This window comes from Microbacterium lacus (assembly GCF_044794305.1).
Classification (GTDB): domain Bacteria; phylum Actinomycetota; class Actinomycetes; order Actinomycetales; family Microbacteriaceae; genus Microbacterium; species Microbacterium lacus_B.
In genome coordinates this window covers 1772112-1785650 of record NZ_CP084996.1, presented here as the reverse complement: position 1 = coordinate 1785650, position 13539 = coordinate 1772112, and the positions used below count along the sequence as shown (strand labels likewise).

Genomic DNA, 13539 nt, shown 5'->3' with positions numbered 1-13539 from the left:
CTGAACCTATTATCGCTTGCTCAAGGGTGTGCGAACGGCCATGGCGGGCAGCATCCGCCTTTCCGCGCTCGTGCCGTCACCGCGGGTCGAACCGCTCCGGAGGGCATGCCGCGGCGACGCGCTCGCGCATGGTCTCGAGCGTTGCGTTCTCGCCGAGCCAGCCGTGGGCCCGCGCCTGGACGAGCACATTGCCGAGCGCTGTAGCCTCGACGGGGCCGGCGAGCACCGGCAGCGCGGTGCGGTCGGCGGTCGCCTGGCACAGGAGACGGTTGAGAGAGCCTCCGCCGACGATGTGGATCACGTCGATCCTGCGGTCGGTGAGACGCTGGGCCGTGGCGACAGCGTCCGCGAAAGCCGCCGCGATGCTCTCGACGATGGTGCGAGTGAACTCGGCGCGGGTCGTCGGAACCGCGGATCCCGCCTCTTCGAGCACGCCGGCGATGCGTGCGGGCATGTCGCCGGGCGCAGACAGACGCGCATCGTTGGCGTCGAAGAGCGCGACGGTTCCCTCAACGGATGCTGCGGCATCCAGCAGGTCCGAAAGGTCGATCGGTGCGCCGTCCTCGGCTTCCCACGTGCGAACGGACTCGCTCAGCAGCCACAGGCCGGTGACGTTGTGGAGGAAGCGGACCCGCCCGTCCACACCGCCCTCGTTCGTGAAGTTCGCTTCGCGCGCGGCGTCCGTGACGACCGGATCGTCGAGCTCTACACCGACGAGACCCCAGGTTCCGCACGAGATGTACGCGGCGTTCGGCGTGCTCAACGGCACCGCGACGACGGCTGACGCGGTGTCGTGCGATCCGACGGCGACGACGGGCAGCGCCGCTCCGACGCGTTCGCGCGCAGCGCCTCGGAGCGTTCCGAGTTCTGCACCCGGGTCGACGAGGGGAGGCAGAAGGGATGCCGGTACCCCGAGCTTCTCTGCGAGATCGAGGTCCCACTCCCCAGTGCGCACATCGACCAGACCCGTGGTCGACGCGTTCGTGCGCTCGGCCACGCGCGCGCCGGAAAGCAGGTACGCGACGAGGTCGGGGATCAGCAGGGCGATCTCGGCATCGTCGAGCGCACGCTCGGTCACGTACTGGTACAGCGTATTGAACGGCAGAAATTGCAGGCCGTTGCGGCGGTACAGCTCGTCGGCGGGGACGATGCTGTGCACACGCTCCACGCCGAATGCCGTGCGGTCGTCGCGGTAATGGAACGGCTCGGCGAGCAGCTCTTCGGCGGCGACCAGGCCGTAGTCCACGGCCCACGAGTCGATGCCGACACTCGCGATGCCGGGTTCCTTGCGCAGCGCCTCACGGAGCCCGTCGAGCACGTGTCGGTAGAGCGCAGTGAAGTCCCAACGCAACGATCCGTCGGGGCCCGCGACGGGACCGTTGGGAAACCGCGATACAGGTTCGAGGCGCAGCATCCCGTCGCCGACGTACCCGAGCATGACGCGTCCGCTCGTCGCACCCAGGTCGACCGCCGCGACGACCCCGCTCATCGCAGGAACGCGGCGGCGACGCCGGAGTCGACCGGGATGTGCAGGCCGGTCGTGCGGGTGAGCTCGGGTCCGGTGAGCACGTACACCGCGTCGGCGACGTTCTCGGGAACGACCTCGCGCTTGAGGATCGTGCGCTGCGCGTAGAACGCACCGAGGTCCTTCTCGTCGACGCCATAGGTCGCGGCACGGTTCGCGCCCCAGCCTGCGGCGAAGATGCCCGATCCGCGGACGACACCGTCGGGGTTGATGCCGTTGACGCGCACGCCGTACTCGCCGAGCTCGACCGCGAGCAGACGCACCTGGTGCGCCTGGTCGGCCTTGGTCGCCGAGTAGGCGATGTTGTTCGGTCCGGCGAAGACAGAGTTCTTCGAGGAGATGTAGATCACATCGCCGCCCATGCCCTGGTCGATCAAGGCGCGCGCGGCTGCCTTCGACACGAGGAATGATCCCTTGGCCATCACGTCGTGCTGGAGGTCCCAGTCCTTCTCGGTGGTCTCGAGCAACGGCTTAGAGAGCGAGAGCCCGGCGTTGTTGACGACGAGGTCGATACCGCCGAACGCGAGGACGGTCGCGTCGATCGCGGCCTGCACGCCTTCGGCGTCGGACACGTTCGCAGCGACGCCGATCGCGACATCGGTGCCACCGAGTTCGGCGGCCGCGGCCTGTGCCTTCTCGAGGTCGAGGTCGGCCACGACGACGCACGCGCCCTCGGCGGCGAGGCGGGTCGCGATCGCTTTGCCGATCCCGGATGCTGCGCCCGTGACGAACGCGATGCGGCCCTGGTGGGTCTTCGGCTTCGGCATCCGCTGCAGCTTGGCCTCTTCGAGGGCCCAGTACTCGATGCGGAACTTCTCGGCGTCCGAGATCGGGGTGTAGGTCGACAGAGCCTCGGCGCCGCGCATCACGTTGATCGCGTTGAGGTAGAACTCACCGGCGACGCGGGCGGTCTGCTTGTTCGCACCGTAGCTGAACATGCCGACGCCGGGCACGAGCACGATGAGCGGGTCTGCGCCGCGGATTGCGGGGGAGTCCTTCACCGCGTGCTTCTCGTAGTACGACGTGTAGTCGGCGCGATAGGCCTCGTGCAGTTCTTTCAGGCGCGCGATCTGCTTCTCGACCGGTGCGTCCGACGGCAGGTCGAGCAGCATCGGCTTGACCTTCGTACGCAGGAAGTGGTCGGGGCAGCTCGTGCCGAGGTCGGCGAGCTTGGGGGCCTTGCTCGAGGCGAGGAAGTCGAGCACGCGCTCGTCGTCGGTGAAGTGTCCGACCATCGGGTTGTCGTGCGAGGCGAGTCCACGGATCGTCGGGGCAAGAGCGGCAGCGCGGGTCTTGCGCTCGTCGGCGTCCAGGGCGGCGAACTTCTTGCGGGGCTTGCCGAACGGGTCCGTCTTGCCGTGTGCGTCGATGAACGCCTGTGCGGTCTCGATGATCCACAGCGAGTTCGCTTCGGCCTCCTCGGAGGTCGCGCCCCACGCAGTGATGCCGTGTCCGCCGAGGATGCAGCCGATCGCGTCGGGGTTCTTCTCCTTGATGGCGGCGATGTCGAGACCGAGCTGGAAGCCGGGGCGACGCCACGGCACCCACACGACCTTGCCGCCGAAGATCTTCTTCGTCAGCTTCGCGCCGTCCTTGGCAGTCGCGATCGCGATGCCGGAGTCGGGGTGCAGATGATCGACGTGCGCAGCATCCACCAACGCATGCATCGCGGTGTCGATCGACGGTGCTGCACCGCCCTTGCCGTGCAGGCAGTAGTCGAAGGCAGCGACCATCTCGTCTTCGCGATCGAGACCCGGGTAGACGTCGGTGAGCGCGCGCACGCGGTCGAGGCGCAGCACCGCGAGGCCGGACTCCTTGAGCGTGCCGAGGTCACCGCCCGAGCCCTTCACCCACAGCAGCTCGACCGGCTGACCCGTGACCGGGTCGGTCTCGACGCCCTTGGCAGAGGTGTTTCCCCCGGCGTAGTTCGTGTTCTTCGGGTCGGCCCCGAGGCGGTTGGAGCGCGCGATCAGGTCCGCAGCGGCGGGATTGGTCATGATGTTCCTTCGTGGGTGGAGTGTTCAGTGTCCAAGACACGCGGACGCTCAGCAGAGCCAGGCGGCGTGTTTCGGACACTCAACGAGGAGAGGTGAGTGAGGACGCGATCGACGGATGCTGCGGCCTGAGGTTCTTCGGGACGGTTGAGGTGGCCGTGCTGTGTACCCGGTTCGGTCATGCAGGTGACGTCACGGCCGGCGGCGGCGAGGGTCGCGGCGAACACTTCGCCCGACACACGGAGCTCGTCGGCATCGCCATTGATGATGAGCGTCGGAGGGAAGTCCGCGAGGTCTTGGGCGGTGGCAAGCCCGGGGATGGCGGGGAGCGGCGCACCGTCGACCGAACCGCCGAGGTAGTTCTCGTACATGCCGAGGACAGCATCGGGCCCGAATCGGTCGGCCTCGGGGTTGGCGTCGAGTGCCGCTCTCAGGTCGGCGCTCGGCTCGGGCTGAACGGCCAGCAGTGTCGGGTACGCCAAGAACACGAGCGCGGGCACAGGGCCACCGTCGTCGAGAAGACGCAGGGTCGCGCCCGCCACCAGGTTGGCTCCGGCGCTGGCGCCGCCGAAGACCCACGGGCCATCGGCCAGATCTGATTCGACGGCCCAGCGGAACGCGGTGACCACATCATTCGAAGCCACCGGGTAGTGCACGCCGTCCTTGACCTGACCGCCAAGGGCATCGGCCCAGGCCTGCGGCGTCGGTGCGAGCGCATAGTCGACCGAGACCACCGTGACTCCGCGAGCGGCGAACGAGCGCGAGACCCAGTCGGCCTCGGGCATGTCGAGATCGCCACCGGCGAACCCTCCACCGTGTACCCAGACCAGGGCTGCGCCTTCAGGGATCGCCCCGTACGGGAGTGAACCGTCGGGGAGCGCGCCGTCGGCGCTCGCCGCGGGATAAACCCGGACGAGCCCGTCAGCGGCGGAGTACGGTTCGGTCATCGCAGTTCAGGCACCCCAGCCGGCCTGGGTGCCGCCGACGCGGTCAGCCTCGATCTTCTGCTGATAGCCCGATGCGGCGTATGCGGCCATCGGGTCGGCCGGCAGACCGCGCGACTCGCGCCACTCGGCCAGTGCCGGGCGCACGTCGGTGTAGAAGGCATCCATGAAGACGGCCTGCGCGCCGAGCACGTCGTTCGCCGACTGCGCGGCGGCGAGGGCGGCGTGGTCGATCAGCAGTGCGCGCGCGGTCATCTCCTGCACGTTCAGCACAGAGCGGATCTGGCCTGGGATCTTCGCCTCGATGTTGTGGCACTGGTCGAGCATGAATGCAACGTCGGGGTTGTTGAGGCCGCCACCGCGGATGACCTCGACCAGGATCCGGAAGAGCTGGAAAGGGTCGGCCGCCCCGACGATGAGGTCATCGTCGGCATAGAAGCGCGAGTTGAAGTCGAACGAGCCGAGCTTGCCGAGGCGCAGGAGCTGCATCACGATGAACTCGATGTTGGTGCCCGGCGCGTGGTGCCCGGTGTCGAGGCACACCATCGCGCGGTCGCCGAGGGTCGCGACCTGGGCATAGGAGGTTCCCCAGTCGGGAACATCGGTGTGGTAGAAGGACGGTTCGAAGAACTTGTACTCCAGTACCAGGCGCTGCTCGCCGGTCAGACGCGCATAGATCTGGCGCAGCGAGTCGTTCAGGCGGTCCTGGCGGGCGCGCATATCGGTCTGGCCCGGGTAGTTCGAGCCCTCGGCGAGCCAGATCTTCAGGTCGCGGGAGCCCGTGGCGTCCATCACGTCGATGCACTCGATGTGGTGATCGATCGCCTTCTGGCGGATGCGGTCGCTCTCGTGGGTCAGGGCGCCGAACTTATAGTCCTCGTCCTGGAACGTGTTCGAGTTGATCGTGCCGAGCACTACACCGAGGTCTTCGGCGTGACGGCGCAGGGCGCCGAAGTCATCGACCTTGTCCCATGGAATGTGCAGAGCGACGCTCGGGGCGAGCCCGGTCACCCGGTTGACCTCGGCGGCGTCGGCGATCTTCTCGAAGGCGTCGCGGGGCGTGCCCTCGGTCGTCCATACGCGGAAGCGCGTGCCGGAGTTGCCGAATGCCCACGAGGGCAGCTCGATGCCCTGCTGCGCCAGGGTGGATTGAATCTCGGGGGACAGCGTCGTCATGATCGCGTGCTTTCTGTGAGCTGGTCGTGCAGGTTGAAGATCTCGGTGAGCGGGGTGGCAGCCTGGTCGGGGCGACCGCCTTGGTCAAGGGCGGGGAGTCCGACGAAAAATCGCGCCATCTCGGCCTCCCACCGCGCGGCGACGGGTGACGCGGCGAGGTAGGCCTGCGCGGCGGTATCGTCGTCGGTCTCGTAGTAGCCGATGAGGCTGCCGCCTTCGGCGAGGAAGAGCGAGTAATTGCGGCGGCCGGATGCCGCGATCTCGGCGAGCATCTCAGGCCAGACCGGCGTATGCCGTGCGACGTACTCGTCGAGCAGCTCGGGTGCGATCTGAAGTTGGAAGCAGACGCGCGTTGTCCTCGGCAATGAGGTGCTCGACATCGAGGGCTCCTTGGCTGTGGCGGCAGTGCGCCAGTGAATCGTTTCAAGAACTGTAACGCGTGATGTGCATGCGTGTCAACGTCCGCCACGCCACACAAGGTGTGAAAGCGGTATCCGAGCCCCGCTACACTCACGCAGAGGGGAGGAAACGATGGCGGTAAGCGTGCGTGACGTCGCCCTGCTCGCGCAGGTCTCGGTGGGGACGGTGTCCAACGTTCTCAACAGTCCCGACAAGGTCGCGCCCACCACCGTCGAACGGGTTCTCCGCGCGATCGACGAACTCGGATTCGTTCGCAACGATGCCGCGCGGCAATTGCGTGCAGGCCGCAGCCGGAGCATCGGACTCGTCGTCCTCGATATCGGCAACCCGTTCTTCGCTGAGGTCGCCCGGGGTGCAGAAGACCGCGCCGCGAAGGCGGGCATGACCGTTCTGCTCGGGAACAGTGATGAATCCGTCATCCGCGAGACCGCCCATCTCGATCTCTTTCGCGAGCAACGGGTCAACGGAGTGCTCGTGACTCCGGCATCCGACGATCTCGCTCTGCTACGCCGTCTGCAAGCCGGTGGCGTTCCGGTGATCCTGGTCGACCGCGAGGTCGAGGGTGAGTCGTTCGACTCGGTCGCCGTCGACGATGTCGAGGGGGGACGCCTCGCAGGCGCCCACCTCATCGACATCGGCCGCCGCCGAATCATGTTCGTCGGTGGGCCGCAGTCGATCCCACAGGTGGCCGACCGACTCGAAGGCGCACGGGCCGCGGTGGCCGCATGCCACGGCGCCACGATCGAAATCATCGAACGGCCGGCGCTCACGGTCCTGCAGGGTCGCGCGGCGGGAGAAGAGATTCTCGCGCTCCCCGCCGACCAGCGCCCGGATGCCGTCTTCGCGGCGAACGACCTCCTGGCCGTGGGGCTGCTTCAAGCGCTCGCGATTCTGTCGGACCTCCGGGTGCCCGACGACATCGCCCTCATCGGCTACGACGACATCGACTTCGCCACGGCAACTGTCGTGCCGCTGAGCTCGATCCGTCAGCCCGCCCACCTCATCGGCTCAACCGCCGTCGACCTTCTCCTGCAACAGATCGCCGACCCCGATGGCAATCACGAGCGAGCGGTGCGCTTCCAGCCCGAGCTCGTCGTGCGCGAGTCCACCGTCGGGCGCTGATCGTCAGGCGGTCAGCGCGGATCGGGGTCGTCCTCCCGCGCCCACGCGATTTCGATGAGCTGTCGCAGGACGTCGAGGTCGATGTCGTCGAGCTTCTTCACGTAGACGCACCCCGCACCCTCGGTGTACGTCCCCAGGGACGGCAACAGCTCGGCGCCCTCGGGGAGGTCCTTCAGTCCGTACAGCGAAAGTTGCCCCTTGCGTGGCGAGAACCCGGTCTTCGGCCACACGCCGCGCGTGCGCGGATTCGCGGGAGAGATGAAGTGGTAGCTGCCGTAGCCGACCATCGACGGACCCCACAGGACCGGGTCGGTGCCGGTGATCTCGTGGAAGATTCTCGCGAGTTCGAGGCCGTCCTCACGCCGACGGGCCGGCGTTGCGGCGTCGAGAAACTCGTGTACATCAGCATCCGTCGGCTGGGTCTTTGCTTCGCTCATGACGACATCATCGCAGTCACTTACGACGCGTGGATGGGTAGGTTTGTGCGATGACCAAGAACTGGGCCGGCACGTACGAGTACTCCGCGCCTCGCATGGTCGTGGCGCAGTCGGTCGACGACGTCCGCCGGATCGTCGCTGAGGGTGGACGCGTGCGCGCTCTCGGCACCCGGCACTCCTTCACCGATCTGCCCGACACCACGGGCACGCTCGTCGATGTGACGGGGCTGGCGCCGGACTTCGTGCTCGACGAGAAGGAGCACACCGTCACGGTGGCGGCGGGAGTGCGCTACGGAATCCTCGCTCTCTGGCTGGATGAGCGTGGGTGGGCGCTGCGCAACATGGGGTCTCTGCCGCACATCAACGTGGGCGGCGCGACAGCGACCGGCACCCACGGTTCGGGTGACGGCAACGGGGTGCTCTCGACCGGTGTGCGAGCGCTCCGCTACGTGGGGGCCGATGCCGAGGTGCACGAAGTGCGCCGGGGTGACGCATCCTTCGACGCACTCATCGTCGGGCTCGGCGCGTACGGCATCGTCGTCGCGGTGACGCTCGACATCGTGCCGTCGTACGTCATGCGGCAGGACATCTATACGGGCGTGACCTGGGATGCCGCGCTCGCCGCCTACGGCGACATCTCCGGCGCGGGCTACAGCGTCTCGGTGTTCTCGCGCTGGGAGGGTGACGACCTCGGGTTCGTCTGGGTGAAGTCGACGGCGGATGCTGCGCCCGACACGCTTCTCGACGGCGTGCGCGAGACCGGACCGGCCTCACCGCTCACGGGCGACAACATCACCGAGGTCGGGGGAGTGCCGGGCCCATGGATGCTGCGCCTCCCGCACTTCCGGCTCGACGTCGAGCCGTCGTTCGGGGACGAGATCCAGAGTGAGTACTTCGTCGACCGTGCGGTGGCCGCCGACGCGCTGAGCGCGGTGCGGGCGCTGGGTGACAGCATCCGGCCCCACCTGATCGTGACAGAACTGCGTTCAGCCGCTGCGGACGAACTGTGGCTGAGCCCGGCGTACCGGCGCGATGTGGTGATCATCCACTTCACGTGGTTCAACCACCCCGCCGAGGTTGCGGCGCTGCTGCCGCGTATCGAAGAGGCGCTCGCGCCGTTCGCGGCGCGGCCGCACTGGGGCAAGCTGCATACGTTCGACGCCGAGCGCATCGCGGCCGTGCACCCGCGCATCGCCGACGCCCGCACGGTGTTCGAGCGGCTCGACCCGGAGGGTGTCTTCTCGAACGCGCACCTCGAGCGCTTGGGCGTGCGCGCCGAGCGGTGACGCGCGAACCTCTGCGCTCGAACCCACATATCTGTGCGTGAGCCAGACGGATGCCTCAGCCAGCGCGTCGCGCCGGGACTGTGGTGGGGCCAGCTTCGGGAACCCGGATCGGGGTCGTGCTCGCCACCTCGTCGGAGAACTGCTCGGGCGTAACGATCGCGAGCGGGCGGGTCTCGTCGATCGTGAGGCGGAAGCGCGACTCGTCAGCCCGGTGCAGGCGCCCCGAGACGATGAGCCACGTCGCGCCGACCGCGAAGGCGACCAGCGCTGCGCCGGCGCCGAGCAGGATCGCGGTGCGGGGTCCGAACTCTGCCGCGACCCAGCCCACGATGGGGGCTCCGATCGGCGTTCCGCCCATGAGGATCGCCATGTAGAGCGCGAGTACGCGCCCGCGGAGAGCCGGGTCGGTCGTGGTCTGTACGTAGCCGTTCGCCGTGGTCAGCATGGTGACCACCGCGAAGCCGGTGAACATGAGTGTTGCGGCATATGCCCAGTACGAGGGCATGATCGATGACACTCCGGCGGCGATCGCGAAGAGCAGCGTGCCCCCGATCACGACTCGAATCCGCGCTTTGTCGCGGCGCGCTGCGAGCAGAGCACCGGCGAGCGAGCCGACGGCGAGAATCGAGCTGAGCAACCCGTACCCGTCGGCCTCTTGGCCGAATTCGAGGGCCATGGTCGACGCGAAGATCGGGAAATTCATGCCGAAAGCACCCACGAGGAACACCATCGAGAAGGTGACGATGAGGTCGGGTCGGCGAGCGACGTAGCGGAACCCGTCGGCGAGGCGCGAGGCCCCGGTCGTCTTGGCCCGCGGGATCAGCTCGTCCCCGCGAATGAGGAGAAGGGCGGCGATCATCGCGAGGAAGGTGAGCGCGTTGAGGAAGAAGACCCAGCCGGTGCCTACGGCGACGATCACAACGCCCGCGACAGCGGGTCCGATCATGCGCGCACCGTTGAAGGACGCCGCGTTGAGAGCGACGGCGTTCGAGGCATTTTCGCGATTGACGAGGTCGGAGACGAAGGCCTGACGCGCCGGGTTGTCGAACGCGGCGATGACACCGAGGGCGAGGGCGAACGTGTACATGATGCCCAGCGTCATTGCGTCGGTGAGGATCAGCACGCCGATCGCGAGGCCGAGTGCGAGCAGCAGCGACTGCGTCAGCATCATCAACCGGCGTCTGTCGAACCGGTCGGCTACCCAACCGGTGACGCCGACCAGCAGCAGCGGCGGGGCGAACTGCAGGGCCATCGTGATGCCCATCGCGCCGGCGTCGTTGTTCGTGAGTTCAGTCAGCACGACCCAGCTGAGGGCGGTCGCCTGCATCCACGCACCCGTGTTCGACACCAGCGCGCCGATGAACCAGACGCGGTAGTTGAAGACCGAGAACGACCGGAACATGGCGCTCATAGTGCGGCCATCCGCTGCATGATCTCGGCGGCAGCAGACAGGGTGCGGCGCTCCTCTGTCGTGAGGCCCGACAAGGCCTCTTCGACCCAGGCGTCACGTCGACGGACGGTCTCTTCAACCACCTCGAGACCCGGCCGGGTGAGGTCGATGATCACCTTTCGGCGGTCCGCAGCATCCGGGGTCCGCGTCAGATAGCCCGACTCCTCGAGGCAGTTGACCGTGCGATTCATCGACGGCGCCGACACGCGCTCGCGCTCGGCCAGTTCGCCCAGTGTGTGCGGGCCGTGGATCTTCAGGCCGGCGAGCACCGCAAACTGTCCGTCGCTCATGGCATCGACGGCGCGCTGTGCGCGAAGGCGGCGAGCGAGTCGGAACGTCGCCATGCGAAGTTCGGATGCTTCGGCGCTCAGCGCTTCGACGGTAGTGGGCGAAGGATGCGTCGAAGTAGTCATATCGATTACTTAGCATAGCTCATTAGTCATGCTAAGTAAAATCTCCAAACCCGGATTCGGACGCGCGCCGATAGGCTCCCAGTCATGCCCGACTCCAGCACCGATGCCCGGTCCTTCGTCGACGAAAAGGGAATCACGATCGTCTACGACGTGCATCCCGCTACCACCGCACCGCGGGCGGTCGTTCAACTGCTCCATGGTGTGGGGGAGCACGCCGGTCGTTACGCAGCCCTTATCGCGGCGCTCACCGCCGACGGGTACACCGTCTACGCCGATGATCACCGCGGCCACGGCCGCACGGGCATGCTGCAGCACGACGGAGATGTTTCCCGCCTCGGCAAGCTCGGACCGGGCGGGCTGCGCGCCGCGCTCGCGGCCGTCTGGCAGTTCACCGGGATCATCCGTGCGGAGAACCCGGGCCTGCCCCTGGTGCTGCTCGGACATTCGTGGGGGTCGTTCTTGTCTCAGATGCTGCTGAACGACCATCCGGATGCCTACGACGCGGTGATCCTGTCGGGTTCGGCGCTACGGACTCCGACGTCGCTGAACGGTGGCAGCCTGAACGCGAAGTGGAAGGGGAAGGATGCCCTCGGCACCGAGTGGCTGGCTTCCGACCTAAGTGTGGGCCGAGCTTTTCTCGACGATCCGCTCACGACGGATGAGCCGCTGCTCAAGCTCTTCGGAGTCGTTGACGCCCTACGGCTGTATGGCCGCCCGCGGCGGGGCATTGCGGACGAGCTCGGTCGAGGCATCCCGGTTCTGCTCATGGTCGGACGTGACGATCCGGTGGGCGGACCGCGCAGCGTACACAAGCTCGCCGACGAGTATCGCCACCGGTCGGGCTTCAAGGACGTGACGACTCTGGTCTACCCGGGCGCGCGCCACGAGATCTTCAACGAGGTCATGCAGGAGGACGTTTTCGCGGACCTGCTCGCGTGGGCCGATCGGCGCTTCCCGGTACGCGGTTGAGTGTAACCGGTTGACGTGACGCGGTGGGATGCGTCATCCTGACACCGATGGATGTCGTGGGAGCGCTCCCACGTCCCCTACTCGGGCTGTTGCTCTCACGGCGCCCATCAGATCGCAGCGCGATGACGCACTGCGAAAGGCGCTGACGAAGGAGTCGCATCTATGGTCCCCTCTTCCCCCCACACCCGGCGTCGAAGGGCGTTCGGAATCGCCGTCTCGGCCGCAGTCGTGGCCGCCCTCGCGCTTCCGGTGTCGGGTGCAGCCGTCGCCGCCGACGGAGGTTTGGCTGACTCCGACCTGTTCTTGAATCCGTGGAGCACGACGCTCGAAGCGGCACAGGGACTCACCGGTCAGTCTCGCGACGACGCACAGCTGCTCGGCTCGATCCCCTCCGCCGACTGGTTCACCAAGGGCACACCCGCAGAGGTGCAGGCGGCCGTCGACGAGGTTGTCACAGCTGCGTCAGCCAAGGGCGAGATGCCCGTGATCGTGGCGTACAACCTTCCGTTCCGCGACTGTGCCCAGTACTCCTCGGGCGGTGCCCTCGACACCGCGGCCTACAAGGCGTGGATCGACGGGTTCGCGGCGGGCATCGGTGGCCGCCCCGCCACCGTGATTCTCGAACCCGACGGTCTCGGGATCATTCCTCACTACACGACCCTCGACAACGTCACGGAGTGGTGTCAGCCGGCGGAGCTCGACCCCGCGACGGCCACCTCGGACCGCTTCGAGCAACTGAACTATGCCGTCGATGAATTCGCCGCGCTGGCGTCCACCTCGGTGTACCTCGACGGAACCGGAGCGAGCTGGCTCAACGTGGGCGAGATCTCGGACCGCCTGCTCAAGGGCGGCGTGCAGAATGCCGACGGGTTCTTCCTCAACGCCTCGAACTACCAGTTCACGGCCAACTCGACCTACTTCGGTTCGTGGGTGTCGAAGTGCATCGCCTTCGTGACGGAGGCGGGTGGAAGCTTCGCAGAGTGCGGCAACCAGTACTGGAACGGCGGGCCGGCGAACAACTGGGGCGGCGATTGGCCCGCAGGCTACGGCGGCGCGATGTCACAGTACGCGGAGTGGTCGGCGGGCAGCGCTGACCCCGCCCTCAACGTCGACGGTGTCGAGTCTCGGTATGCCTCGCAACTGGGCGGCATCGAGCCGACGACGCGCTTCGTGATCGACACGAGCCGCAACGGCCTCGGCCCGTGGCAGTTCCCCGCGGGTGAGTACCCGGCGCCCGAGGACTGGTGCAACCCGCCGGACCGCGGTCTGGGACTGCTGCCCAACACCTCGACGGGTGTCGCTCTGGTGGACGCGTACCTCTGGATCAAGGTGCCCGGTGAGTCGGACGGCAAGTGCTTCCGCGGAACGCCTGGACCCCTCGACCCCGAACGCGGGATGGAAGACCCGGCGGCCGGTCAGTGGTTCGTCGAGCAGGCGCGCGAACTGATCGCGCTGTCCAACCCCCACCTCGCACCGCTGGACTGCCACGTCGATTGGAGCGCGAAGGGCGCTGGCAAGGCCTTCGCCACGACAGTACGCGTCAACGGCGAGGCGTCCTCCGGATGGTCACTGGAGTTCGCCGAGCGCGGCGGCCAAACGTTCACCAAAGCGGTCGGCGGCTCGGTGAGCCAGGCCGCCGGCACGGTGACCGTCACGGGCGGAACGGGCAAGGGTGCCGGCAAGGCGACCTCGACAGTGCTCCACGCCAAGGGATCGCCGTACCAGCCGTGGCAGTTCCACCTCGATGGCCGGGCGTGCACGTCGTAGGTGAGGAGTGACGAAGGGGGAGGCATCCGTGAATGG

General features: G+C 67.4%; 12 protein-coding genes. 4 read left to right on the top strand and 8 right to left on the bottom strand.

The window, feature by feature from the left end; all coding sequences use genetic code 11:
* Nucleotides 1-76: 76 nt before the first annotated feature.
* The 5 genes from LG299_RS08635 to LG299_RS08615 are packed head-to-tail and all read right to left on the bottom strand — an operon-like array spanning nucleotide 77 to nucleotide 6019.
* Nucleotides 77-1489: a rhamnulokinase family protein gene (locus LG299_RS08635; RefSeq protein WP_404429235.1), complete on the bottom strand. Its 1413-nt coding sequence runs from the start codon at nucleotides 1487-1489 to the stop codon at nucleotides 77-79.
* A complete protein-coding gene (locus tag LG299_RS08630; RefSeq protein WP_404429233.1) occupies nucleotides 1486-3522 on the bottom strand; it encodes a bifunctional aldolase/short-chain dehydrogenase in 2037 nt (678 codons plus the stop codon). The genes LG299_RS08635 and LG299_RS08630 overlap by 4 nt, the downstream gene beginning before the upstream one ends.
* On the bottom strand, nucleotides 3519-4466 hold the full coding sequence (locus tag LG299_RS08625) for an alpha/beta hydrolase (RefSeq protein WP_404429231.1): 948 nt from the start codon (nucleotides 4464-4466) through the stop codon (nucleotides 3519-3521). Before LG299_RS08625 ends, LG299_RS08630 begins: the two co-directional genes overlap by 4 nt.
* A gap of 6 nt (nucleotides 4467-4472) precedes the next feature.
* Entirely contained in the window at nucleotides 4473-5639 is a 1167-nt protein-coding gene (gene rhaI / locus LG299_RS08620) for an L-rhamnose isomerase (protein ID WP_404429230.1), read from the bottom strand.
* Nucleotides 5636-6019 (bottom strand): L-rhamnose mutarotase, encoded by a 384-nt coding sequence (locus tag LG299_RS08615; RefSeq protein WP_404429228.1) that lies wholly within the window; start codon nucleotides 6017-6019, stop codon nucleotides 5636-5638. Before LG299_RS08615 ends, rhaI begins: the two co-directional genes overlap by 4 nt.
* A 151-nt stretch (nucleotides 6020-6170) precedes the next feature.
* Here LG299_RS08615 and LG299_RS08610 point away from each other — a divergent pair, with 151 nt between their 5' ends.
* Nucleotides 6171-7181, top strand: a complete 1011-nt coding sequence (locus LG299_RS08610; RefSeq protein ID WP_404434747.1) for a LacI family DNA-binding transcriptional regulator — start codon at nucleotides 6171-6173, stop codon at nucleotides 7179-7181.
* An 11-nt stretch (nucleotides 7182-7192) separates the two neighbouring features.
* On the opposite strand, the gene LG299_RS08605 is transcribed toward LG299_RS08610, so the two are convergent.
* A complete protein-coding gene (locus tag LG299_RS08605) occupies nucleotides 7193-7618 on the bottom strand; it encodes a DUF1801 domain-containing protein (RefSeq protein ID WP_404434746.1) in 426 nt (141 codons plus the stop codon).
* 50 nt (nucleotides 7619-7668) lie between these two features.
* Here LG299_RS08605 and LG299_RS08600 point away from each other — a divergent pair, with 50 nt between their 5' ends.
* On the top strand, nucleotides 7669-8904 hold the full coding sequence (locus tag LG299_RS08600) for a D-arabinono-1,4-lactone oxidase (RefSeq protein ID WP_404434745.1): 1236 nt from the start codon (nucleotides 7669-7671) through the stop codon (nucleotides 8902-8904).
* Between the two features lie 55 nt (nucleotides 8905-8959).
* Here LG299_RS08600 and LG299_RS08595 read toward each other — a convergent pair whose 3' ends face one another.
* On the bottom strand, nucleotides 8960-10315 hold the full coding sequence (locus tag LG299_RS08595) for an MFS transporter (protein WP_404434743.1): 1356 nt from the start codon (nucleotides 10313-10315) through the stop codon (nucleotides 8960-8962).
* Nucleotides 10312-10767, bottom strand: coding sequence for a MarR family winged helix-turn-helix transcriptional regulator (locus LG299_RS08590; RefSeq protein ID WP_404434742.1), 456 nt, complete (start codon nucleotides 10765-10767; stop codon nucleotides 10312-10314). Before LG299_RS08590 ends, LG299_RS08595 begins: the two co-directional genes overlap by 4 nt.
* 84 nt (nucleotides 10768-10851) lie before the next feature.
* Between LG299_RS08590 and LG299_RS08585 the strand changes: the two genes are divergently transcribed.
* Nucleotides 10852-11736, top strand: a complete 885-nt coding sequence (locus tag LG299_RS08585) for an alpha/beta fold hydrolase (RefSeq protein WP_404434741.1) — start codon at nucleotides 10852-10854, stop codon at nucleotides 11734-11736.
* A gap of 162 nt (nucleotides 11737-11898) precedes the next feature.
* Nucleotides 11899-13503, top strand: a complete 1605-nt coding sequence (locus LG299_RS08580; RefSeq protein WP_404434740.1) for a glycoside hydrolase family 6 protein — start codon at nucleotides 11899-11901, stop codon at nucleotides 13501-13503.
* Nucleotides 13504-13539: the final 36 nt, after the last annotated feature.